Origin of the sequence: Varibaculum vaginae (assembly GCF_900604285.1) — a bacterium.
Lineage (GTDB): Bacteria > Actinomycetota > Actinomycetes > Actinomycetales > Actinomycetaceae > Varibaculum > Varibaculum vaginae.
This window is the reverse complement of sequence record NZ_UWNY01000001.1, coordinates 114349-136871: the sequence shown is the minus strand read 5'-3', so window position 1 is coordinate 136871 and position 22523 is coordinate 114349. Positions and strand designations below refer to the sequence as shown.

Genomic DNA, 22523 nt, shown 5'->3' with positions numbered 1-22523 from the left:
GTTGCTGCGCGTTGAGGGGTGCCGGTCTTCAATAATCGTATTTCGCCAAATCCATCAGCGAAATGACGCCAAATCTACCAGTGAAATCGCGCCAATTTCATCAGTATGGAATATAAATGCTGGTAGTGAAGATGTGTGAGTCTAGTAGTTCTAAGCTAGAAAGCGCGCTAGCTAGGGGATTTCTCGCCCTAAAGCACCTTAGAGAAGAAGTCTTGGGTGCGCGGGTTTTGTGGATGGTTAATCACCTGGTCAGGGGTGCCCTGCTCCAGGATTTTACCTTCGTCCATAAACACTACATGGTCGGCGACCTCCCGGGCGAAACCAATCTCGTGGGTTACCACGATCATGGTCATCCCTCCGCGTGCCAGGTCTTGCATGACCGATAGGACTTCCCCTACCAACTCGGGATCGAGGGCAGAAGTAGGCTCGTCAAAGAGCATTAGCTCGGGCTCCATGGCGAGGGCGCGGGCAATAGCTACCCGCTGTTGCTGTCCACCTGAAAGCTGAGCCGGGTAATGATCGGCACGCTCCGCCAGCCCTACCCGCTCTAGCAGCTCCAGAGCCTTAGTTCGTGCCTCGTCTTTACCAATTCCTTTCACCTGGGTAGGTGCTTCCATCACGTTTTCCAGTGCAGTTTTGTGGGGGAATAGGTTGAAACGCTGAAACACCATGCCTACTTGAGAGCGCTGGCGCGCGATTTCCTGATCGGTTAAGCGACGTAGCACTGTTCCCTGCTCGGTGAGCGAACCGCGGCGGCGATCCAAATAGGCACGTAGTGGATTTTTCGAGGGCGCGCACTCTTCCATCCCCAATAGTTCCCCGTTGAGGTAAACACGCCCTCCGGAAACCTGTTCTAGCTCGTTCACACAGCGCAGTAGGGTAGATTTCCCGGATCCAGAAGGGCCGAGGAGGACGCATACTTCCCCCGCGCCAACTTGTAAACTTACGTCCCGCAGCACGTGGAGATCCCCAAAAAACTTGTGGACGTGCTGTAAGTCTACCATTAAGGGTTGATTTTCTGGTTGTGAGGTCATGGGGTGTACTCCAAGAAAGGATCGTCTTTAGTGGTACCAGATTCGGCCATCGCGCGTTGTTTACGCGAACCGGTGGGTTTCCTTTGCTTTCCGGTGCGCTCGTCGAAACCGCGGCCGAAGTAGCTTTCGATATGGCTTTGGATCACCATCAAAATCGAAGTAATCGACAAATACCAAATTGCTGCCACCAGTAATAATGGGATTGGCAGGAATAAGCGTTGCCCGATAGTTTGGGTGGCGAATGTAATCTCCAAAGTAAATGGCACTGCCAAAACTAGAGAAGTAGTTTTCAGCATCGAAATAGTTTCGTTGCCGGTGGGAGGAATAATTACTCGCATGGCTTGGGGGAGAATAATCCGCCGCAAAATTTGGCTGCGTCTCATCCCTAGGGCGCGCGCAGCTTCTTCTTGTCCCGAATCCACAGCGTTAAGACCAGAACGCACAATTTCTGCCAGGTAGGCACCTTCGTTAAGGCCCAGTCCTAAAATGGCGGCAACCGCCGGACTAATCACCGTGTTGGTGTCAAAAGTCAGTAGTTCTGGACCAAAGGGAACTCCTAGCGAGAGGGTGGAATAAAGGGTGGGTAGCATTCCCCAAAACAATAGCTGGGTGTAGATAGGGGTTCCGCGGAAAAACCAAATATAGGTCCAGGAAACCCCTTTCATGATCGGGTTAGGGGACTGGCGCATAATCGCCATGGTTACCGCCAGGATTACCCCGATCAGCATGGAAACTATCGTTAGAATCAGCGTCCACATGATGCCGCGTAGCACCGTGGGGTGGAAGAGGTAGATGGCTACTTGATCCCAACGAAACTTTTCGTTGGCTACCAGACCATGTACCAGCATCGCGGCTAGAATCAGCACTATAACCGCACTGACCAGACGTCCCGGCGAAAATACCGGACGCGGCCTGGTCAGTGCGGCGCCATCTTTAATTTTTTGGCTATTCATAGTTAAAGCTTATGTCCTGAGGTTTTACTCGGAAACTTCGGGATTGATTTCGGCTTTATTTAGGATGAAGTTATCTGAACCGTAAAGCGCGAAAATCTTCTTCAAAGTTCCGTCATCCATCAGTTTCTGCAGTGCCGCCTGTACCGCTTTTGCCAGCTGTTCATTATCCTTATTGACTACAATCCCATGCTTGGCGGTTTCGAAAGCATTACCGATAAGTTCCAGTTCTCCGCCGCTCATCTTTACCGCGTAGCCAACTACTGGGGAGTCGGCTAGTACAGCGTCGTACTGTCCGCCGGTGACCTTGGGGACGATTTCGGTCTGCATCTTGTGTTCTTTTACGGTGATGGCAGGCTTACCCTCAGACTCGCACTGTTTAGAAAGTTCTTTAATGGTGTCCTGCTGGGCGGTTCCGGTTTGCACTCCAACGGTCTTGCCACAGGGATTCTTGGGATCGAACTTCTTGGGGTTGCCTTTGGCTACTCCGTAAGAGAATCCTAGTTCCGCATAGGAAACCATCTGGGTTTCGGCTTCGCGCTCTTTGGTAATGCTGAAACCGGAAACCCCGATGTCGTATTTAGTTCCGATTTGCGGAATTAGAGAATCAAACTCGCCGTGAGTGGTGGTGCCGTCCTTTAGCCCCATAACCTTAGCCACCGCTTTGACCATATCTACGTCATAACCGGTAGGGGTCTTGTTATCGGATTTCATGTATTCGGCGGGTGCATAGTCTACCGAAGCTCCATTTTTAAGGACTCCGGCTTTTTTGATATCTGCCGGCACCAGTTTTGCGACTGCGGGATCGGCTTTAATAGTCGATACATCGAAGCCTTTTTCTCCCGGATCAGTTGCGGGATCGGCGGCACTTCCGCTGCCGGAGCTGCAGGCAGCTAAGCCAAAGGAGGTTAGGGAAATGGCGGCTAGTGCCGCGAGTTTGCGTTTCATGATATCTCCAATCAGTAGGTATGTAGAAAGTATGCAACGATACGAATAATTATACAAACCCGAACGGGGTGTTTGTGGCGGTTATCTCTTTTGGGTTCATTCTTGGGTATAAAATTCTATTTATATTTAGGGAAAACTGAGGTTTTTTAGGGCGAGTACCTGCGTAAGCGCTTTGGGAAACAAAAGACCGATATGCTAGGGAGGTGAACAAACGCTGCTCCCGCAGGTCGCGGCGCGCTATTACTCTTTTGCTTTTTGCCTTGGTGATAGCGCTACTTTTTCCTCTGCAAGTTCAGGCGCGCGAGCGCCCCCGGGTGCTGGTACTGGTTACCTCTGGTCTTTCCTGGTCGGATATCAATCTTCAAGAAAAGAGTGGAAGAGAGTTTATGGAGGCTCTCGGTTCAGCCAGTCTCGCTAACCTGACTCGTCATAACGCCGCAAAAACCACCTGCCCGCTGGATGGGTATCTCACTCTTTCAACTGGCATGCGCGTGACCGCTACCCAAGGGAGAGCCAGTGGGCATTGTCCGAATATTCCTGGGCTCTCTAGCGGCAAGGTTCCTGCCAGCTACATAGCCTCATGGAGGCAAGATGCCTCTCGACAAAATGAACAAGCCGTTCCCGGAACTTTAGGGCAGAGCTTGGCAGCAAACGGCACTAGGGTGCGAGCTATCGGTGAGGGAGCAGCCATTGCGGCTATGGATAGCGCTGGAAAGATCGCCAAGTATAGCCCGCGGGCAGAAACCTCCAGGCTTTCTTCTCAGGTAAAAGCAGCGCTGCAAGAAAGTGATGTAACGATCGTAGATGTGGGTGCGGTTAGTTCCAATACAGAGATTAAAGTTTCCCCTACTTCTCTAAACGCTACTCCCGCCGATGGCTTACCCCGTGTAGATAGGGCGAGTAAACCCCGTGGTGACCAGGTATTAAAGGCGCTTACCGCCGCCCTACGCGGAGCAGGAAAGAATGACCGGATCTTTGGTTTGGATGTGGCTGATCATTCTGCCACACCTCACTTGGGGATGGCTTTTGTACGGAACCCTGACAGCAAAACGGGGATATTGAGTTCATCCTCTACCCGACAACTTGGACTGCTTGCCACTGTCGATTTCACGAAACAAATCCTAGATGTCAGCGGAGCTAATGGCCCTGATTACCTAGTGGGAGGAAGCTTCCGGTCTCAACGGGACTTCGGGCTGGTAGGAAATCTTGATTGGCTCCGTAATCAGGCTTTGCGCGCAGACCAGGCGACTATTGTGCAGGCACGTTTTATTGTCCTAACCGGGATAATATTGCTGCTGTCTACTGTGCTTTTACTCTTTTTATTGTGGCGCAAAAAATTGCGCATTTCCTCCCGCTGTCGCAAATTTTTTGCCGGAATCTGTTTAACTGCCGCTCTGCTGGGGCCGGCAAGCACCTTGGCGGCATATGTGCCGGCGAAAGTATGGGGTGGTGCCGACGGTAACTTTACCCCTAATGCTCTGAAAATGTCTGCCCCCATCCTCACTGCTCAATTCCTGGTGTTAGTACTGTTAATTGCGGGAGTATTTTCCGCTCTCTGCTTGGCTGGCGGTGAGCTTATCGCCCGGAAGTGGGAGTATCTGCGTCACTCGGCGCCGATAATAGTCGCTGCCGTTTTGGTGCTGGCATGGATTTTAGTGAGTCTACTTAGTGGATCTCCAGATCAAATCTCCGCGATGTTTTCCTCTGCTGCTACGGCTGCTACCCGTTTTTACGGGCTCAACAACAATAAATATTCGTTCTTGTTCTCTGCCGTTCTGGCTTTAGAGTGTTTGGGCTTCGTGCCGTTAACAGCGAGGTTCCCTACGCGTCGTCGTCGCTACTTTATATATGGATTTAGTCTACTTGCGGTGGCGGTAATTCTAGATGGTTTCCCTTGGCTGGGGGCGGATGTCGGGGGGCCACTAGCCATGATTCTGGGAGTGGGTATCACCTTAAATTGGGCTCTTGATAAAAAAGTGGGAGCAGGGAAAGTGACTATGCTGATTGTGGCGGCACTGCTATCTTCAAGCGTATTCGTGCTGGTGGACAAATTAGCTATTCCCACTTCTCGGACACATTTTGGGCGTTTTATCTCTGAAGTATCCAGCGGGGGCGGGGGAATTATTGTTGCCCGCAAGGCTCAGGCAATGATTAACACTTTTGGAGGACCGGTAGGATTCGCGGTGGTAATAATCCTGGTATTCACGGTCATCCTCTTGAAGGCTTTCCGTGGCCTAACCGGGTATGCTCCTGCGAAGCGTAGAATCCTAGCTATTTCTATTTCTCGTTCCCTAAAACCAGTTCCGGGCGCATACCGATTTGCGCAAGGGGTAATATTAACTTCCCTGCTTGCAGCGTTAACAAATGACTCTGGTGCTTTGATTTTAGTTTGTGCCGGATTATTTACCCTACCGTCAATTAACGCGATGCTGATTCTAAGTGCTGAGGAAGTAAAGCCCGATTCAGTCCCCAGTCACTAGGTACATAAAGAGTAAGAATCGAAAAATTCGGTGAAGTGGGTAACTTTCCTTGCTAGGGTTTTTGTATGTTCAACACGGTTTGATAGTCTTTTGGGGTGCCTGAGTGTACAAGGCGGGTTACCCAAGCGGCCAAAGGGATCTGACTGTAAATCAGCCGGCGTAGCCTTCGGGGGTTCGAATCCCTCACCCGCCACGGTGCTAAGTCTTCGGACTTGGTAACACACGGCAAACTGCTAACAGGCAGAACGGAATAAGAACCGTTTAGCCAGTGGGTTTGTTTGCTGTTGCCCCGATAGCTCAGTAGGCAGAGCGTCTCCATGGTAAGGAGAAGGTCCAGGGTTCAAATCCCTGTCGGGGCTCCAGGATTTGTCTAACAGATCCTCAAGCGGCGGGGTAGCTCAGTTGGTGAGAGCGCACGACTCATAATCGTGAGGTCGCGGGTTCGAACCCCGCCCTCGCTACTTTTCAATTTAGATTGAAATAGGAAATGCCGCTGATCGGGCGGCCCGAGACATAGAGGTAAATAAGAATGGCCAGCAAGTCGTCCGATGTTCGCCCTAAGATCACCTTGGCGTGCAGCGAGTGTAAAGAGCGTAACTACATCACCAAGAAGAATCGTCGGAATAACCCGGATCGCTTGGAACTGAACAAGTACTGCCCGCGCTGCCGCAAGTCTACGCTGCATAAAGAAACTCGCTAAGGTTCGAATTACGGTAGCGGGCGGTAGCTTTCGGTTGGGATGCTGCCAGAGACAGCCGAGTTTTATAAGCTGGAATACCTGATTTCTTTGCGACTAGGTACCGCTCTCTAAAACTTTAAAAAAGAAGACATAAGCCTAAACGCTAATAGTTAAGGCTAAGAAATAACAAAAGGTTGGGGGTTGCAACGTAAGTTGCAACCCCCAACCTTTTATTTATTTTTCACTAACTAGTTAGTAGCATTTTATTTAGCCAGCGAGTTTTTGCAGCGCCTTCAGGGACTTTTCTGCATTAACTTTCGGACCGCCACCAGCCGGGGGCTCCTCGTCAATCATGATGTCTTGCTCCAGTACGTAGTATCCGTCGAAGCCAGCTTTATCGAGTTCTGCCACAATGGTGCCGAAATCAATATCGCCTTCGCCGATAGGAGCAAACATGCCGGCCTTAACTCCCTGCGACCAGGTAATTTCACCCGGAAGCAGCTTGTCGGTCATTTCCCTATGTACATCCTTGGCGTGAACAATCACGGTGCGACCGGGGTATTCCTTAACAATTGCTTCCGGATCGCAGCCACCACAGACCATGTGTCCGGTGTCCAGGCAGAGCGCCACCTTGGATTCATCCAGCATCTTGCGAATCTCGCAGTCATTTTGAATCATGGTTCCCCAGTGCGGGTGAACGCAGGCTTTCACTCCTGCCTCGGCGCAGACGTCGCTGATCCGATCCAAGTTACCGAACAGAGTCTTCCAACCCTCGTCGTCTAGCACTGGGCGATCATCATAGCCATCACGGCCAGAATCAGCGGCTAGAATTAGGTACTCGCCGCCAGCTACTCGGAATGCTTCCAGTTCTTTCTTTACTGCTGGAATCGGATCAACCTGGGGATCGTGCATGATTGCCAGGAAGAAAGCTCCGACCGGTTTCAGGTCATATTTCCCAACTTCTTCCGCACGCGCGGCAGCCTCAATTGGCAGCCAACCCTGAGGGCCGAATTCGGTGGCAGTTAAGCCGATTTCCTTCATCTCGGTCAGGACCCGCTGTGGGGTCATCTGGTATCCCCAACCTGGTACCTCGCATACGCCCCAAGAAATCGGAGCTCCCGCAATCTTCATATTTTCCTCCATTATTGGTTTCCAGGTGAAACGTCTTTTACGCGACCTGATATTTTTTATTTTTTGTATTGGTTAATATTTGTGTCCTAGCGGACCTTAATGTCTTGCCTCGTTTAAAAGCGAAGCCGAGATCGGTGCTCGAAATCTATTCGCCAACTTTAACCGGACGCTGCTCGCGGGCGGACTTTTCAGCCGCTTCTGCCAGCAGTAATGCCTGCGCTCCGTCTTCGATAGAAGGAGTGGGTTTGCCGCCCTCTTTAACGATCGCGATGAACTGGTTAAGTTCAGCTGCGTAGGCATCCGCGTAGCGAGTTAGGAAGAAGTCCAGATAGGGCTCGCGGGAAAGCGAATAGCTATCTTTGGACAGCGCCACCGTGGTGGGACGCATATTATCGGCATTAAGTTGCCCCTCGTGTCCGGTAACTTCCAGGCGCTGGTCATAACCGGTTGCGCAGTGGCGGTTGTTAATAATGGTGGCTACTGCACCCGACTTAGCAGTTAGTACAATCACCGCAGCGTCAAAGTCGTTGCAAGCGGCAATTTCCGGATCCAGGTTTTGAGGAATAGTGGTTACGGTGTCAATATCGCCCAACAGGAAGCGTGCCATATCGAAATCGTGGATGGTCATATCTTTGAAGATTCCACCCGAAACTTTAATGTAGTCGGCGGGCGGGGCAGCCGGGTCACGAGAAATGATGGTTACCTGTTCAACTTTGCCGATTTCTCCCTGATCCATTAGTTCTTTTACGCGTGCAAATGAGGGATCAAAGCGACGGTTGAATCCCAGCATCACCGTGGGATCTAGCCCTTTAAGGGCTTCCCGTAGTTCTTCAACTTTTGCAGTTTCCATGGCTACCGGTTTTTCGCAAAGTGCAGCTTTACCGGATTTAGCGGCCGCGATGATGTGCGGAACGTGCAAAGGTGTCGGAGAACCAATGATTACCGCATCGATATCGGGGTTATCCCAGATTTCTTTTTCATCGGTGACTCCGCGACCGCCGTATTGTTTAGCCAAGGCGTCGGCAGCATCTTGACGAATATCAAAAACTACTTCTAGAGAAGCATCTGGGTTAGCCGCTAGGGTTTTAGCATGAACATGGCCAATCCGTCCGGCACCCAATAATCCAAATCTCAACATAAAACAACTCTGTTCTCTGTAGGGGAGTAATAGGCTCCCATTCCTTTGTCCTTACATTAATAACAATAGAGGAACGAGTCAGGAATGTAAACACTTAACCCGAAATGTTTCGGTAACGCCGGTTACTATTACTCTCGATACAAAGAGAAAGTGCGTTCTCTTCAAAGTAAGAAAGCGCTGGAAATGGCCGTAGACGTCACTTCCAACGCAGCAGCATCAAGAAGCCCCCGAAGGCCACACCCAACCCCAAACCCAAGTTCCAGTTGCCGGCACTAGGGATAGGGTAGGCGCCAGAAGAAATATAGTAGATCACTACTAACACCAATCCAATCAGCATTAGCGTAACTGAAAGGGGTGCCCACCAGCGAGGAGAGGGCTTCATGTCAGCAGCCCAAGATTTATTTAACTCTTCGGGTTGCTGGGAGCGGTGAGGCTGAGCGCCCTTGCGCTTACGAGACTCCGGCACGAGAACCTCCAAAAAGTGCGATTATATTAGCAAAACCCATTCTAGTGGGAATAGTGCTGCAGACCTAGTTTCGTCTGTTTTCCGGTAAATTCAGTCTAGGATAATAGCAGGGAAAAATGCTCAGTGACCCGGATAGAAAACCTCGGAAGAATATGATTAGACAAACCAAGCAAACACGGCTGGAAAAAGAAAAACGCCGTAAGCGCTTCGACCCCATCGCAGCTTTCGGGGAACTTTTAATTATTATCGGACTACTGTTTGGATTATTTGCGTTTTGGGACGTGTTCGTCACTGACTGGCAGGTGGCCAGCTATAACCATCAAGCACTGGATTCATTTCAGAAAAACACCAAGAGCTGCCCAAATCGTATTTCCAAAGATGAGCGCAAAAGCGCTCCTCCCAGTATTGGGATTAAACAAGAAAATGAGACTCTAGGGGCGCTGCACGTCCCGAAGTGGAACTATATGGTGATCCCAGTTAAGGAAGGGACGACTCAGCTAATTTTGAATACCGGGGCTGCGGGACACTACGAGACAACGGCACTACCAGGACAAATTGGGAATTTCTCAGTGGCTGCTCACCGCAGATCGTTTGGATCTAACTTCCGGCGAATCGACGTATTGAAACCCGGGGACACCGTAGTAATGGAAACCGACAATGAGTGGTTAATCTACAAGGTTAGAAACCACAAGATTGTGTCACCCACCCAATCGAACGTCATTCTACCGGTACCAGAAAAACCGGGAGAGCAGCCCACCGAACGACTAATGACTATGACCACCTGTAACCCTGAATATGGGAACTGGGAGCGCTATATTGTGCATCTTAACTTCGACCATTGGGTGCCTCGAAAAAGCGGTATTCCCCAGGAATTAGCAGAAGGAGGTAACGCATGTGCGGGTTAATCTGGGATTTACTTCCCGGTCCCAAATGGCTGAAATTTCTGCAGGTGGTATTGATGGTTGCCCTGGTCATTATGGCTTGTTTCTGGTGGTTATTCCCCTGGGTCTCTCAGACCCTAGATTTAACCGGAACCACCGTAGATAGCTCTCTGGGATTTAGCCAGGACGGAGCCCTCTAAGTGTTGTTCCCCGGTTTACCGACTGGGGTTTAGGGGTTCGGCTGATCCGGCTCCTCAGAACTATTATTTGTAGGTTGTGAGGGCGGAGCAGACTGCTGCGGCGGTGTCTTCGCTACTCTAACTGTTACTGACGCGCCGTTCTTTACCCTACCGGAAGGCTCTACCGAAATAATTTGTCCATTGGGAGCTTGACTGGTTTCCTGCGTTACCGTGTTCGTTTGTAAACCGAGACCTGCCAGGTACCTCAACCCATCTTGCTGGCTCTTACCTACTACTTGAGCGGAGTCAATCGAAACATAGCCAGAGGAAAGCACCAAAATAATTTCATCATCTTTGCTAACTGAACTACCTGCTTCTGGGGTGGTGCGGATTACCCGTTCAGATGCCGTTCTAGCGTCATCCTCATATTTTACCGATCCCACCCGTAAACCGGCTTCTTCTAGGGTTTTTCTAGCGGCATCTTGGGTTTGCCCGGAAACATCGGGTACCGTAATCTCAGCAGCTCCCGAGGACAAATGAATCGTTACTGTAGATCCCGGATCTACTTTAGAACCAGAATCAGGATCAGTTTTAGCCACTTTCCCCTTTTCCACTTCGTCGGAAGCCACAGCAGATCCCTGTTCCATTGTTAACCCCAGGTCCTCCAGGGTGCGTTGTGCTTCAATTGCGCTCATTCCGATAATTTCTTTAGGGATGGTTACCTGCTCGGGTTCCTGATTTTTACCGGAAGCAATCAGCCACCAAATTGTTCCTATTAGTGCAACAGCAACTATTATCCCGAGAGTAACTGCCCAAATAATCCTCTTTCGTTTCTTCTTGCGAGCCGCTTCCTCGTCTTCCGATTCCGGTTCTGATTCTTCTTCCATTACCTGTGACCATTGCGCAGGTGGATAGGAGGTTTGGGGCTGCATAAAACCTTCGGTAGGAGTACTTACCGGTAACGGTGGCAGCATCGGAGCAGAAATTTCGGCGCCTGCAGCCGCCCTGACCATGTCTGAGCGCATGGAGGCTGCATCTTGATAGCGTTCTTCTGGTAGTTTCGCCAGGGACTTCATGACCATCCGATCTAGTTCAGGGCTAATATCGGAGGCAATCGAAGAGGGAAGCGGCGGCATTTCTGCTACGTGTTGATAGGCAACTGAAACTGCGGAATCTCCTTTGAAAGGTGCCCTGCCGGTCAGGAGTTCGAAAAGCATACAGCCACAAGAGTAAAGATCAGAGCGAGTGTCTACCGTTTCTCCGCGTGCTTGTTCCGGAGATAAATATTGAGCGGTACCTACTACAGCATCCGTGCTGGTCATAGTTTGTCCCGAATCCTCTAGGGCGCGGGCAATCCCAAAATCCATCACCTTGATCTTGCCAGAGTTAGTAATCATTACATTGCCGGGTTTAATGTCACGGTGGACTAACCCGCGCTTGTGCGAATATTCCAGGGCGTTTAAGACTCCCGTCATAATCTCTACTGCTTCATTGATGGGAACTGGTTGACCGTCGGTCAGCAATTGGTGAACTGTGTGTCCCTCTACTAGTTCCATCACAATATAAGGAACATGCACTTCCGTGCCTTCCGGAGTGGTAACCACTTGCTCGCCGGTGTCGTAGACCTGGACTATGTTCTCGTGATTCAAGGAAGCAGAGGCTAGAGCCTCGCGCCGAAAACGAGCTAAAAACACCGAATCTTTCGCCAGGTCAATACGCAACATCTTGATGGCGACAACTCGGGAAAGCAGGGTATCGTAAGCCTGATGTACCTCAGCCATCCCGCCCCTGCCGATTAGGGAACGGATTTCGTAGCGGCCTCCGCCTATGCGGTATGGAGAATCTGCCATGTATCTTCCTTTTGTTCCGAAACTATATTTATCATAGCTTTTTGGGTAGAGGCTTCCGAGGAATTAGCCTCTGAAAACAGTAAACTGATACCGAAGCTAAGAGCGGTTACGAGAATCCATAAAATTAAAGTAACCAAAACCAGGGGTAGTGCTGTGTTTCGATTTTGCCGTCCATGCCGAGCTCGCGAAATATCTTGTTTCCACCATTTGTGGCTGAAGAAGGCAACTTTTTCGTAGGGACAACGCAGCCGCGCTACCTCGGCGTCTAGGGAATCGGCTGGATGTAATCCGATTTGGGATTCCAGTCTATGACTCCAAGAAACTAAAGGTGCCGCCAGCGAAGAGGCCGTCTTTTCGGTTTCGGGTGTGTCGGGGGTTGCATAGCGAGGAGGTGCTGGGGCTTTACGCCAGTTAAAAACGTGGGGTAAAGCCCGTAGGCGTTGCATTTGGGAACGTGGGCGGGATGCAGATACCGGGGGAATGAGTTCGGCAAATTCGCGAGGACGCTGCCGCTGCCTAATTCTCTGATCCCACGCGCCCTCAGGAAGAGGAATTGAATCGGGCAGAACCGGGGGAGCGGGCACAGTTCCTCCGGAAAGATAGAGCATTCGCGATCCGTCTTCTTCTTTTGGCCAGGAAGCAGCAAACGGGGGTCGCCAGTTACTGCCGGAAGCAGCCCCTGGAGCAGGGGTAGTTTCGGCAGGTAGAGGGGAGGAAGTAGGGGAAGGAAGCTGCAGTTCAATACTTTTTTTAACCGCAGCCGCGTTGTGGTGCATCTTTTCTAGCTCAGTTAGTTCTTCCAAGTCTTCCTGGGAGTTTTCTAACTCTGCGGCTGGCTCCGAAAGCACTCCAGCTTCAAGGTCAATCCCGGCTGCCTCTTGAGATTGCGGGGATAGGTTAAGCGACTCCTGGAGGCTGGGATGCTCCTGTTCCTCAAGGTGAGGATGGGTCAGGGAGATTTGAACTTCCTCCAGGCGCTGCATTAATCGTTCGGCACTTGCCAGCCGGTTTTGAGGTTCTTTTTCCAAAAGCTGCATCACCAATTCACGCAGCGCTACCGGAATCGACTCTGGTAGCGCCGGAACCGGTTTATTGACATGAGCGAAAGCAATATCTACCGGTTTTTCCCCGCTAAACGGTCTTTTCCCGACTAGAGCCTCATAGGCAATAATTCCGAGGGCATAGAGGTCGCCGGCGGGCGTTGCTGGTTGCCCCATTGCCTGCTCGGGAGGTAGATACTGGGCAGTGCCCATCACCATTCCAACCTGGGTTAAATTAGCTTGACCAGGCGCTTTGGAAATCCCAAAATCAGTAAGTTTTACTTCCCCAGTGGGGGTAACCATGATGTTGCCGGGTTTAATGTCGCGGTGCACGATCCCGGCTCCATGTACCGCCCGGAGAGCATCAGCGGTTTGATAGAGTACCGAAATCAGGAAATCAGCGCTTAAGGTGCGTTCTCGATCAAGAATTTCGGTTAAAGAAACTCCATCAACCAGTTCCATACTGATCCATCCAAGACCGCCGTCCTCACCGGAGGCATGAACCGCCGCCAGGTTAGGGTGATGCACTCTTGACGCGTTGTAGGCTTCTATCTGCAGACGAGAAAGGAAGAGTTTTTTCCCAGCCAGTTCTGGACGCAAAATCTTTAGTGCCAGACGTTCCCCAGTTTTTTCATCTAGAGATTGCCAGACTTCGCCCATACCGCCGATAGCTAAACGGGACAGCAAGAGGTAACGGCCGGAAATCTTCATTCCCACCTTTAAAGCGGCAATCGCTTTTTGGGCATTGGTTGCCTGTTGATCAGAAGTGGCAACCGGGTCAACCGGGGTTGACATTTCTGCTTCGCGCCCTCGAGGTGGCGCAGGTAAAACGTGGTTATCAGTCATGATTCATCGCCGCCTGAATCATGGTTCTAGCAATCGGTCCGCTAACCGGTCCGCCATGGGGAGCAGGGTCTGCGGAATCTCCCTCAACTACTACTGCGAATGCTAGAGGATAGTCAGGAATATCTGCCCAACCCACATACCAGGCATCGGTCATACCTCCGCCGATTTCGGCAGTTCCCGTCTTGGCTCCCACTTCCACTCCGGTAACTGCTGCCGAATTATCAATTCCCTGAGTTACCGCCTGAATCATCATTCCCCGCAACTGTTGCGCTACCTCTTTGGAAATAGGTTTCCCCAGAGTACCCCCGGAGCGATAGGTGCGGGTTTCCTGGCCATCTGGTCCCAGTTCGGCCGCCACCAAGAAGGGACGTACCTGGGTGCCTTGATTCGCTACTGCCCCGGCAACTGTTGCCATCATTAAAGGAGAAGTTCGCACTTCATATTGCCCGATAGCACTCATCATTAAAGAAGGCATTCCCGGGTCACTAGTGGGAAAATATGGTTTTTGTACTGGTAGTGGTACTTTCAAAACGGACTTCGGGTTAAAGCCGAAGGCTTCAGCCTTAGCTTTCAGAGCTTCGTGTCCCAAATCCTGCGCAATTTTCGCAAACGGAGTGTTGCAGGAAATAGCAAAGGCATAGGTAAGTGTAGGGTGCCCGTTGCCACAGGCCATGTTATCAACATTAGAAATTCGCGCATTTGAACCTGGTAAAGGTATCGATACGGGGGCGTCAACCTCGTCCTCAGGGGAGCGAATTCCCTGCTCGAGTGCAGCGGCAGCCGTAATAATCTTGAAGGATGATCCCGGTGGGAACTCTCCCCGTAAAGCTCTATCGAGCATTGGTTTCATCGGGTCTGAGTTCAATCCCTGTAGAGTCTTTTGAGATTCTGACTCGCTACCTTCTGCCACGGTATTGGGGTCAAAACGAGGGGTAGTAACCGCCGCTAGGATTGCGCCCGTCTGATAGTTGATCGCTACTGCTGCGCCTTTGCGATTCCCTAGTGCCTGCGCGGCTGCCTCTTGAATCTTAGGGTTAATAGTTAGGCGTACCCCTCCGCCTTTCTGGTTTTCTCCTGCCGCATATTTAAGCATCTGCGATAAAGCCTGGCTAGAGGCTTCTCCCATTAAAACTGAGTTCTGTAGACGCTCAATCCCGCTAGCATTGCCTCCCGGAGAAAGGTAACCGGTCAGATTAGAGTAAAGCGGTGCCTTATCTGAATAAACTCGGTGGTAGCGCTTACGGTATCCAGTAGAGTCTTTCGTGGGCTCTGAAGTCGCTATCGCGTCGTCTCCCACCATAATGGGGCCGCGTTCAATATATTTGGAACGGTAAAAGGCACGAGAGTTTCGTCCATCCGCGTTGAGAGCATCCGCCCCCAGGAACTGGATATAGGTACAGGCCACCATTAACGATAAAAACATTACGAAAACTACAGAGAAAAGTCTTTTAATCTGTGGATTCATGACGTTCACCTCCAAACGATTGTTGGAGGTGGGAGGGGACAGCGTCTACGGAATTAGCGCGGTGACTTTGCGCAGCTGTAGGTGTCCAGGTAACTGGTTTACGGGCTTCGCGAGGAGGTATGGCGGTGACGTCGCGAACAGCGGGAGATACGGAGGGTATGCTCTTCACCACGGTTTGTTTGGCGTTTTGGCGGGCAATCACCGCTTCCAGTTCGGCAGTATCAATGACTCCGCTCTCGGTAGCTACCGGCTTGCGTGCCTCATTTGAAAGACGCAGCAATAACGCCAGAATCACCCAGTTGGCTACCAGAGAAGAACCGCCGGCTGCGACAAAAGGTAAGGTGAGGCCGGTAGAAGGAATGACCCTGGTAACCCCTCCTACCACTACAAACACTTGGAATCCGATAGTGAAAGCAAACCCGGCTGCCAATAATTTTCCGAAACTGTCACGCACTATTAAAGCGGTGCGTAGTCCCCGTTCCACAAAAACCAGGTAGAGGGTGAGAATGGCTAAAGAACCAGTTAATCCCAGTTCTTCTCCGAGTGAAGCGAAAATAAAATCAGAGTTAGCAAAAGGGGTTAGCGAGGGAGAGCCTTGTGCCCAACCAGTACCTAGGATTTCACCATCGGACATTCCGAAAAGCCCAGAAACCAACTGTCCGGAACCACCGACTGTACGGGAATAAACTTCAGGTTCGAGGGCGTGAAGCCAAACATCTATCCGCGCTTGTACGTGCGAAAACATTCGGGCAGCTAAGAATACCGCCGGCGCGAAGAGAATAGCACCGATTAAAAGCCAAGAGGTCTGGTTAGTGGCCACATACAACATCGCCACAAATAAACCAAAGATTAGCAGTGAAGTTCCCAGGTCGCGCTCGAATACTAAAATTAAAATTGAGGCTGCCCAGACCACTACCAGGGGACCGAGATCCCGCAGGCGCGGCAATTGCATTCCCAGCAGTGATTTTCCGCCTTGAATTAACGCTTCACGGCGGGTGGTTAAATATCCGGCGAAGAAAATAGCCAGGCAAATCTTGGCGATCTCGGAAGGTTGGAGTGAAAAGCCGATATAAATCCAAATCCGGGCACCATTAATGGTGCGCCCAATGAGCGGTGCCAGCGGCAGTAAAAGAAGCACAATTGCCAGTAGCATTGAAAGATAGGTGTAGTTACGAAGTTTGCGATAGTCGCGCACGACTGCCAAGGTAACTATCATTAAAATCACGCCTAGCAGGGTAAATATCGCCTGCTTGAAACCTATATAAAGCTGAGAATTGGGGCCATAAGCCAAATCAAGGCGATAAATCATCACCAAGCCGATGCCGTTGAGCATCAAAACTGCAGGTAATAGCACTGGGTCAGCGTAGGGAGCCAAGAAACGAACTGCCAGGTGGGTAGCAAGAGCGAAGATGGCTAGGATGCAAATATGCAGTACAAAGGAGGTAGGGAGGGCGCCTGTACGGTTGACGTTAATAGAAAAATATCCGGCAAAACAGGCAGCTAAAGCCACTGTAATTAAAAATAGTTCTGCCAGGCGACCAGTGGGATGTTTAATCTTTACCAAAGCGCTTTCCCTCCTTTCCTGTATTGGAACCGTGTGGACTTCTTAGCTCGCGGTTATGGATAACCGTTTAAGATTTGTCGGATTGAGCAGATTTAGAGGATTCGGTCTGCGAAGGATTTTCGGTCGCAGTTGCATCTCTATCGGGCGAAGTATCCTTAGATTCATTTTCGGATACCGAGGTCAAATTGGGGGTCGGAGTGAGAGTGGGACGGGAATACATTCCGTACCATAAAGCTCCCCAAAATAGTCCGATCAAAACCAGTAGACCCACAAGCACCCCTGTAATCCGTCCCCAACGGAACCTAGGAACCCGGGTCTCTTCATTTTTAGTCTCTGCCGGTACTGCCGCTCGTGCCGGAGAAAAAGAATTATCCTCGGCCTGATCACTAGCGGTAGTAATATCAGGGTCGGAATTCTCGCTTTCAAGGCGAAGAGTTTCTTGGGAGAGGGCATCTAGCTGATTACGCACTTGTGACAGTCTGTCGGTAGCGGCAGCTCCCACGATTTGCGGCTCGCTTTGCTGCGGATTTTCTACTATATCGGCAACCACGCAGGTCACATTGTCTGGACCGCCGGCTTTCAGTGCCAATTCCACTAAAGATTCGCAAGCCTGTTGCGGGGTTTCGCTGTGATAGAGAACTTTGCCAATGGTTTGCCCGGAAACGAAACCACATAAGCCATCTGAACATAGTAGCCAGCGATCACCCGCTTTGAGTTCCGGATGAGATTCGTCGAGATTTACGTCTTCTTGGGAATCTCCTAGAACTCGCAGTAGTACTGAACGTTGAGGATGATTTTCTGCCTGATCCGGGGTGAGCTGCCCCGTGTCTACCAGGTATTGCACAAAAGAATGATCGTTGGTCATTTGCCGTAGTTCCCCGCCCCGCAGGCGGTAGGCGCGTGAATCCCCGATATGAGTCATAGTCAAAGCGTTTTCACTACGCCTAATCGCAATGCAAGTGGTACCGAAGCCGGTTAGTGCGGGATCTTGGGTGGAGCGTTCACAAAGTTCCTGATGTGCCTGCCCTAAGGTCGAACGCAGACTTTCTAGAGCCTCCTCGGGGCTTTCGGCTAGGGTGTCGAGTTCACGTAAATGATCGATTGCTATTGACGAGGCAATATCTCCACCGGCTGGACCACCCATCCCGTCTGCTAGTATCAGCAGATTTGGACCGGCATAACCCGAATCTTGGTTAGATTGACGGATTTTACCGATATCGGAGAGGGCAGCATAGTTGAATCCGATGCTCATCTAGTTAGCTCCATTGTTGTTTGTCCAATCCGCACCACGACTCCTAGCTCTAGCGGCTGAGCTGTGGTGAGGCGTTTATTGGCAACGAATGTTCCATTCGTTGAGTTCAAGTCCTCGATAAACCAGCGTCCGTTGTTGTTGTATATACGGGCGTGTCTATTGGAGGAGTAGGAGTCTCGCAGGGGTACCGTGCAGTCGCCAGAACGACCTAATAGAATAGGGGTTCCGTCAAGTTTTAAACGATTACCCGCCAGGGCTCCACCGGTAAAAGCCAGGTAGCGAGGCCGGCCTTTGCGCTTAGATTCTTGAGGCTTGCTTCTCTTATTTTGGGGGCGCCGTGCGCGTGACCGGTTGAGAGGTGATTTTGCGGATGCCGAAGATGCCAGAAAAATATCGCGACGTAGCACTAGCACCAATCCGATTACTAGCAGCCATAAGAGGGCTACAAAACCGAATCGAAGAATGGTGTATAAAAGTCCTACCGCCACGATTACCGCCTATTATTCATCCGCGCTTGATGTCCAAAATAGCAGGTGAGTGCGACCGATGGTTATTTCGTTTCCGTCTAAGAGAGTCGCGGCGCTAATACGGTGACCCTCTACGTAGGAGCCGTTGGTAGATCCCAAATCGGTGGCGATTACCCCCTGGGAAGTGATTCGTAGTTCCAGATGGCGACGGGATACCCCCGGGTCGTGAACCACGATATCTGCCTCAGAGCCTCTCCCTATTACCGTTACTGGTTCGGTTAACAGCCACTGTTGTCCTTCGATATCAATAATTGGATGGGAAGGACTGGCGCCGGCGGTAGTTACCGGCGCGGCGGGGCCGCGGCGGATAGTGTTTTCGATTTTTAGTTCTCCGAGAGGGTATTGCCCGGCAGAGAAAGTAACTTCCACTGGACCTACGAACACGTAGCTTTGCTCCGTGGCATAAGCGGTGGCATCTTGCGCTAATTCTTGCGCAAATACCTGTGAGTTCTGATCCATAACTGACTGGAAGTCTTTTTCGTTTAGGAGTACGCGGTACTCGTTAGGGACTACTACGCGACCATCGCTCAAAGTAGCGCGGGAAGTGTCCATGCTTTCACGAATAGCTGACTTTACGTCCACTGCTTTTATTGAACTGGCGAACATTTTAGAAAAGGGAGCATTCACTCCTTGGGACACAGCTCTTTCGAAGCGGTCTACCACTCCCATATTTCCGTCCTCTCCTGTAAAAACCAGATCTGCGGGAAGTATCCTGCACTGCTACTTTTAGCCGGGGTTTGCCGGGAAAAAGCAGTAGGCAATAAATATGCCTAAGTCCCAGGGTAATAGAAAAATCTCTGAGAAGTATTATCGCAGGGTGAATAGGGCAATATTAGGAGCGCTGTCAGGGGGGAATCTACAGCAGCAGGAATGTTTTATCCATGCTTGCAAAATTTGGTAGTAAACGTTGTGAAACATAACGCCTTTTACCTGTAGGCTTGCTCTCGCCTTTGGTTTCGGGGTAGATTTCTATTCGTTGGTTGACGCTTCCCGGCGTTAAACCGAAGCGCAAGTGGCGGAATTGGTAGACGCGCACGGTTCAGGTCCGTGTGCCCTTTACCGGGCATGGGGGTTCAAGTCCCCCCTTGCGCACCAAACATTAAGGTTTTGACCAGCGAGAACGCAAGGGTCAAAATAAAAATTGTCTCCGCGTTGTCTCAACGTTGTCTCATGAAACTAGTTTGCTAACCATGTCAGAACGTGGTCAGATGAAAACGCTGCGTTCCGTAAACGTTCCGTAGTGAAATTAGCTTTCTGTGCATTCTTGCCTAATCATCCACGAAAGCACAGGTGTGGGTGCCGGAGGCTGTAAGTTTTCCGTCCTCAGAAAAAATCCTTAAAAAATAGGTAGCTAGGGTGCGTCCGCTTTGCGCTAAAGTAGCTACACAATATACCCGACCCGTGAGCGCGGGGCGATGGTGGGTGACAAAAATATTAGATCCGACCGCATGTTTTCCCTGCGGGGCTGCGTAGTTGGCAGCCAAAGAGCCAGTGGTTTCTCCCAATACCGCGTTTGCTCCACCGTGTAGTACCCCTAGGGTTTGGCGGTTGCCCTCAACCGGCATTGAGCAAACCATTAAATCTCCGCCAAGGTGATGAAACTGAATCCCCATCGCTGCTATGAGCTGAGATTTAGCCGAAGGGCATTTGTCGGAAACATTTGGTAGTGAAAGCAGAAATCGAGCAGTCTGTTCCGGGTCGTTCAAATCCGGTAAAGGAATCGGATTGTCAACTTCATTACGGTAAACCAGCATTTGCGTCATACCCCTAGTTTAGAGGGTGGAAAATAGCGTCTCCCAGAAGACAAATAGTGGGCAAACTTTTATTAAGTGGGCTTAGAGGAATAAAGTTAAGTTCTGACCGTAAAACCCAAGTAGACCCGCGCCCCTCCGGGCAGAGTCTCCTAGCTGATAGGGACGAAATGTCTAGTAACGATCAGAACCTTCAACCTGTATCTCCCCGACAGTCGGGAAGTAAATCTCTTTTCGGATTTTGGAAACTTCACGGCGATGGCCGCTCTATTGGCCCCGGGGAAGTAGTAATGCCTCGTGAACGGCTCTCTTGGCCGCGCACTGCCGGTATTGGCACCCAACACGTGGTTGCCATGTTTGGAGCGACCTTCCTGGTACCTTTGTTGACCGGTTTTCCTCCTAACACCACCCTGTTCTTTACTGCTATTGGAACTTTACTATTCGCCCTGGTGACAGCAGGAAAATTGCCCTCCTATTTAGGTTCGTCCTTCGCCCTGATTGCTCCCATCACCGCGGTATCTTCCCAGTACGGACAGTCAGCGGCGCTCGGGGGAGTGATTAGCGTCGGGGTTACTCTGGCGCTAATCGGGGTAATCGTTCATTTTGCGGGCATAGTCTGGATTGACCGCATCATGCCACCTACTGTGACCGGATGTATTGTGGCTCTGATTGGATTCAACCTGGCACCGGCTGCCTGGAATTGGTTCAAAGAGGGCGCAGTTACCGCGGTAATCACTGTCACCTCCATTGTGCTAATCACCGTCCTCTTCAAAGGGATTATTGGTCGCCTGTCCATTCTGATTGGTGTGGGAGTGGGATACATCGCAGCGGTATTCCAGCATGAAGTTGACTTCAAAGCCATCGGCAAGGCCGCCTGGATCGGGCTCCCCGAATTCCATTCCCCCTCTTTTGAACCTTCGACTTTAGGGTTATTTATCCCGGTAGTGCTAGTTTTGGTGGCTGAAAACGTGGGTCACGTTAAATCGGTATCAGCCATGACTGGAGAAAATCTAGATCACTTGACTGGCCGCGCCCTGTTTGCAGATGGGATTTCTACTATATTTGCCGGTAGCGGTGGCGGTAGTGCCACCACCACCTACGCGGAAAACATCGGAGTAATGGCAGCTACGCGTGTCTACTCAACTGCTGCCTACATAGTAGCTGCTTTCGTAGCGCTGGCACTGTCAATGTTCCCCAAGTTTGGGGCGGCAATCGCCACTATTCCTCCCGGGGTATTAGGGGGCGCCGCTACTGTTCTCTATGGGATGATCGGGATGTTGGGTGTAAGGATCTGGGTGCAAAACAAGGTTGATTTTGCGGATCCGGTGAATTTAAATACCGCCGCCGTCGCCATGATTATTGCTATCGCTGACTACACCTGGCAGATTGGTTCGCTTACCTTCAACGGTATTGCCCTGGGGTCGGCCGCCGCAATCGTGGTATACCATGCGATGCGCGGTATTTCGAAAGCTCGCGGTACTTTCCTCGAGCAGGCTTCCCCGGCCTCTGCCCCGGCGGGAACGGATTTACAGTCTCGCTCCTATGAAAAGCGGGTAGCGTCCGCTCCGGATGGTTCTGTCGCCTGAGCGCCTGAATGATCCGTAAAGAATCAGGACACTTAACCCTGCTGGGTTTAGGCTATTTGCACCAGCTTGCAGCCATCGGCTTCCTCTAAATCTTTTCGGACCATGCCCTTGAACTTTTCGGGGGCTACCATATCGGAGTAACGAGACCCGATAGTCACGGTTACATCCGAGGTGGGGCGGGGATCTAAAATGATCTCCGCCTCCTCGAAGGCGCGTGCTAACGTATAGGCAACGTTAACCCCCGTTGGGCCAGTAATGATTTGAACATTTCCCTCGTAAGAGCCGCTGGTAATATTGCCAATATCTTTCACTGGGATTCCCCGTTCTTTTAATCCCTCGGCTACTTTCCCTGCCAATCCCGAAACATCGGTACCGTTAACTACATGGATTTCCATTTTGTCAAGGGGAACCGCCTTTTCGGAGGTTGGGCAGGGGACGTCCCCAGCCTGGGCGTATTGGGGAGCCTGCTTGAAATCATTGAAGAACGGGAAAGGTAAAATCCCGAAACCAATGAGAATAGAAAGCACTAAGAGGCCGGCCATCACCGAACCGATAATAGTGAAAACCATGGTTTCACGCTGTTGGCGGCGTCGTACATAACGCTGGTAGGGACTAAGATTTGCCAGCGGATCACTGGGAGTAGGGGATGTCACCATTTCCGACTGTTGTAAATCTTTTTCGCCGCCCGGGCTCACCTGGGTTTTATTCATGCTTGTTACTTTACCTCTCTTGGAGAGTAGGACGTGGCTCGGCGCT

Annotated in this window: 20 protein-coding genes and 4 tRNA genes; 9 read left to right on the top strand and 15 right to left on the bottom strand. The window is 51.0% G+C overall.

Annotated elements, in window-relative coordinates; translation table 11 throughout:
* Positions 1 to 188: 188 nt before the first annotated feature.
* From EFB02_RS00560 to EFB02_RS00550, 3 genes are read right to left on the bottom strand one after another with little or no spacing between them, the layout of a single operon-like run.
* Entirely contained in the window at positions 189 to 1034 is an 846-nt protein-coding gene (locus tag EFB02_RS00560) for an amino acid ABC transporter ATP-binding protein (protein WP_122819420.1), read from the bottom strand.
* Positions 1031 to 1987, bottom strand: a complete 957-nt coding sequence (locus EFB02_RS00555) for an amino acid ABC transporter permease (RefSeq protein ID WP_122819419.1) — start codon at positions 1985 to 1987, stop codon at positions 1031 to 1033. The genes EFB02_RS00560 and EFB02_RS00555 overlap by 4 nt, the downstream gene beginning before the upstream one ends.
* 24 nt (positions 1988 to 2011) lie before the next feature.
* On the bottom strand, positions 2012 to 2932 hold the full coding sequence (locus tag EFB02_RS00550) for an ABC transporter substrate-binding protein (protein ID WP_122819417.1): 921 nt from the start codon (positions 2930 to 2932) through the stop codon (positions 2012 to 2014).
* Between the two features lie 203 nt (positions 2933 to 3135).
* On the opposite strand from EFB02_RS00550, the gene EFB02_RS00545 reads away from it, so the two are divergent.
* The 5 genes from EFB02_RS00545 (at position 3136) to rpmG (ending at position 6112) form a co-directional block, all read left to right on the top strand.
* Positions 3136 to 5412 carry a hypothetical protein gene (locus tag EFB02_RS00545; protein ID WP_122819415.1) on the top strand — a complete coding sequence of 759 codons (2277 nt, stop codon included), beginning with the start codon at positions 3136 to 3138 and terminating at the stop codon, positions 5410 to 5412.
* A gap of 111 nt (positions 5413 to 5523) precedes the next feature.
* A tRNA-Tyr gene (locus EFB02_RS00540) sits at positions 5524 to 5605 on the top strand.
* A gap of 93 nt (positions 5606 to 5698) precedes the next feature.
* Positions 5699 to 5774: transfer RNA gene (locus tag EFB02_RS00535), tRNA-Thr, on the top strand.
* A 25-nt stretch (positions 5775 to 5799) separates the two neighbouring features.
* Positions 5800 to 5873, top strand: a tRNA-Met gene (locus tag EFB02_RS00530).
* A gap of 68 nt (positions 5874 to 5941) precedes the next feature.
* Positions 5942 to 6112, top strand: a complete 171-nt coding sequence (rpmG, locus tag EFB02_RS00525; RefSeq protein ID WP_122819413.1) for a 50S ribosomal protein L33 — start codon at positions 5942 to 5944, stop codon at positions 6110 to 6112.
* A gap of 246 nt (positions 6113 to 6358) precedes the next feature.
* Here rpmG and EFB02_RS00520 read toward each other — a convergent pair whose 3' ends face one another.
* The 3 genes from EFB02_RS00520 to EFB02_RS00510 all read right to left on the bottom strand — a co-directional run bounded on the left by EFB02_RS00520 (position 6359) and on the right by EFB02_RS00510 (position 8826).
* Positions 6359 to 7222, bottom strand: a complete 864-nt coding sequence (locus EFB02_RS00520) for a sugar phosphate isomerase/epimerase family protein (RefSeq protein ID WP_122820587.1) — start codon at positions 7220 to 7222, stop codon at positions 6359 to 6361.
* A gap of 145 nt (positions 7223 to 7367) precedes the next feature.
* On the bottom strand, positions 7368 to 8360 hold the full coding sequence (iolG, locus tag EFB02_RS00515) for an inositol 2-dehydrogenase (RefSeq protein WP_122819412.1): 993 nt from the start codon (positions 8358 to 8360) through the stop codon (positions 7368 to 7370).
* Between the two features lie 196 nt (positions 8361 to 8556).
* On the bottom strand, positions 8557 to 8826 hold the full coding sequence (locus EFB02_RS00510; protein ID WP_122819410.1) for a cell division protein CrgA: 270 nt from the start codon (positions 8824 to 8826) through the stop codon (positions 8557 to 8559).
* A gap of 152 nt (positions 8827 to 8978) precedes the next feature.
* Between EFB02_RS00510 and EFB02_RS00505 the strand changes: the two genes are divergently transcribed.
* Both EFB02_RS00505 and EFB02_RS00500 read left to right on the top strand, forming a co-directional pair.
* Positions 8979 to 9731 carry a class E sortase gene (locus tag EFB02_RS00505; RefSeq protein WP_122820586.1) on the top strand — a complete coding sequence of 251 codons (753 nt, stop codon included), beginning with the start codon at positions 8979 to 8981 and terminating at the stop codon, positions 9729 to 9731.
* Positions 9719 to 9907, top strand: a complete 189-nt coding sequence (locus tag EFB02_RS00500) for a hypothetical protein (protein WP_122819409.1) — start codon at positions 9719 to 9721, stop codon at positions 9905 to 9907. The genes EFB02_RS00505 and EFB02_RS00500 overlap by 13 nt, the downstream gene beginning before the upstream one ends.
* Positions 9908 to 9936: 29 nt before the next feature.
* Here EFB02_RS00500 and pknB read toward each other — a convergent pair whose 3' ends face one another.
* The 7 genes from pknB to EFB02_RS00465 all read right to left on the bottom strand — a co-directional run bounded on the left by pknB (position 9937) and on the right by EFB02_RS00465 (position 19099).
* The gene (pknB, locus tag EFB02_RS00495) at positions 9937 to 11736 is read right to left on the bottom strand and encodes a Stk1 family PASTA domain-containing Ser/Thr kinase (protein WP_122819408.1); all 1800 of its coding nucleotides are present in this window, start codon (positions 11734 to 11736) and stop codon (positions 9937 to 9939) included.
* Entirely contained in the window at positions 11712 to 13622 is a 1911-nt protein-coding gene (locus EFB02_RS00490; RefSeq protein ID WP_122819407.1) for a serine/threonine-protein kinase, read from the bottom strand. Before EFB02_RS00490 ends, pknB begins: the two co-directional genes overlap by 25 nt.
* On the bottom strand, positions 13615 to 15087 hold the full coding sequence (locus EFB02_RS00485; protein WP_122819406.1) for a penicillin-binding transpeptidase domain-containing protein: 1473 nt from the start codon (positions 15085 to 15087) through the stop codon (positions 13615 to 13617). The genes EFB02_RS00490 and EFB02_RS00485 overlap by 8 nt, the downstream gene beginning before the upstream one ends.
* Complete coding sequence (locus EFB02_RS00480) at positions 15071 to 16651, bottom strand: FtsW/RodA/SpoVE family cell cycle protein (RefSeq protein WP_122819404.1); 1581 nt, start codon at positions 16649 to 16651, stop codon at positions 15071 to 15073. Before EFB02_RS00480 ends, EFB02_RS00485 begins: the two co-directional genes overlap by 17 nt.
* 67 nt (positions 16652 to 16718) lie before the next feature.
* Positions 16719 to 17903 carry a PP2C family protein-serine/threonine phosphatase gene (locus EFB02_RS00475; protein ID WP_122819402.1) on the bottom strand — a complete coding sequence of 395 codons (1185 nt, stop codon included), beginning with the start codon at positions 17901 to 17903 and terminating at the stop codon, positions 16719 to 16721.
* Positions 17900 to 18391 carry an FHA domain-containing protein FhaB/FipA gene (locus EFB02_RS00470; RefSeq protein WP_160115338.1) on the bottom strand — a complete coding sequence of 164 codons (492 nt, stop codon included), beginning with the start codon at positions 18389 to 18391 and terminating at the stop codon, positions 17900 to 17902. The genes EFB02_RS00475 and EFB02_RS00470 overlap by 4 nt, the downstream gene beginning before the upstream one ends.
* Before the next feature lie 12 nt (positions 18392 to 18403).
* Positions 18404 to 19099 (bottom strand): FHA domain-containing protein, encoded by a 696-nt coding sequence (locus EFB02_RS00465; RefSeq protein ID WP_122819398.1) that lies wholly within the window; start codon positions 19097 to 19099, stop codon positions 18404 to 18406.
* A gap of 337 nt (positions 19100 to 19436) precedes the next feature.
* On the opposite strand from EFB02_RS00465, the gene EFB02_RS00460 reads away from it, so the two are divergent.
* Positions 19437 to 19525 (top strand) — tRNA-Leu (locus EFB02_RS00460).
* Positions 19526 to 19698: 173 nt separating this feature from the next.
* On the opposite strand, the gene EFB02_RS00455 is transcribed toward EFB02_RS00460, so the two are convergent.
* A complete protein-coding gene (locus EFB02_RS00455) occupies positions 19699 to 20193 on the bottom strand; it encodes a PaaI family thioesterase (protein ID WP_234992674.1) in 495 nt (164 codons plus the stop codon).
* 158 nt (positions 20194 to 20351) lie between these two features.
* Between EFB02_RS00455 and EFB02_RS00450 the strand changes: the two genes are divergently transcribed.
* Positions 20352 to 21767, top strand: a complete 1416-nt coding sequence (locus EFB02_RS00450) for a uracil-xanthine permease family protein (protein ID WP_122820584.1) — start codon at positions 20352 to 20354, stop codon at positions 21765 to 21767.
* Between the two features lie 47 nt (positions 21768 to 21814).
* On the opposite strand, the gene EFB02_RS00445 is transcribed toward EFB02_RS00450, so the two are convergent.
* Entirely contained in the window at positions 21815 to 22477 is a 663-nt protein-coding gene (locus tag EFB02_RS00445; RefSeq protein WP_122819396.1) for a LytR C-terminal domain-containing protein, read from the bottom strand.
* Between the last annotated feature and the right edge of the window lie 46 nt (positions 22478 to 22523).

Bases quoted from the DNA above. Each gene is read 5' to 3' on its own strand.
- EFB02_RS00560 (WP_122819420.1), bottom strand. From the start codon at position 1,034: ATGACCTCACAACCAGAAAATCAACCCTTAATGGTAGACTTACAGCAC.
- EFB02_RS00450 (WP_122820584.1), top strand. From the start codon at position 20,352: ATGTCTAGTAACGATCAGAACCTTCAACCTGTATCTCCCCGACAGTCG.
- rpmG (WP_122819413.1), top strand. From the start codon at position 5,942: ATGGCCAGCAAGTCGTCCGATGTTCGCCCTAAGATCACCTTGGCGTGC.
- EFB02_RS00520 (WP_122820587.1), bottom strand. From the start codon at position 7,222: ATGAAGATTGCGGGAGCTCCGATTTCTTGGGGCGTATGCGAGGTACCA.
- EFB02_RS00550 (WP_122819417.1), bottom strand. From the start codon at position 2,932: ATGAAACGCAAACTCGCGGCACTAGCCGCCATTTCCCTAACCTCCTTT.
- EFB02_RS00455 (WP_234992674.1), bottom strand. From the start codon at position 20,193: ATGACGCAAATGCTGGTTTACCGTAATGAAGTTGACAATCCGATTCCT.
- pknB (WP_122819408.1), bottom strand. From the start codon at position 11,736: ATGGCAGATTCTCCATACCGCATAGGCGGAGGCCGCTACGAAATCCGT.
- EFB02_RS00500 (WP_122819409.1), top strand. From the start codon at position 9,719: ATGTGCGGGTTAATCTGGGATTTACTTCCCGGTCCCAAATGGCTGAAA.
- EFB02_RS00505 (WP_122820586.1), top strand. From the start codon at position 8,979: ATGATTAGACAAACCAAGCAAACACGGCTGGAAAAAGAAAAACGCCGT.
- EFB02_RS00555 (WP_122819419.1), bottom strand. From the start codon at position 1,987: ATGAATAGCCAAAAAATTAAAGATGGCGCCGCACTGACCAGGCCGCGT.
- EFB02_RS00445 (WP_122819396.1), bottom strand. From the start codon at position 22,477: ATGAATAAAACCCAGGTGAGCCCGGGCGGCGAAAAAGATTTACAACAG.
- EFB02_RS00490 (WP_122819407.1), bottom strand. From the start codon at position 13,622: ATGACTGATAACCACGTTTTACCTGCGCCACCTCGAGGGCGCGAAGCA.
- EFB02_RS00475 (WP_122819402.1), bottom strand. From the start codon at position 17,903: ATGAGCATCGGATTCAACTATGCTGCCCTCTCCGATATCGGTAAAATC.
- EFB02_RS00485 (WP_122819406.1), bottom strand. From the start codon at position 15,087: ATGAATCCACAGATTAAAAGACTTTTCTCTGTAGTTTTCGTAATGTTT.
- iolG (WP_122819412.1), bottom strand. From the start codon at position 8,360: ATGTTGAGATTTGGATTATTGGGTGCCGGACGGATTGGCCATGTTCAT.
- EFB02_RS00465 (WP_122819398.1), bottom strand. From the start codon at position 19,099: ATGGGAGTGGTAGACCGCTTCGAAAGAGCTGTGTCCCAAGGAGTGAAT.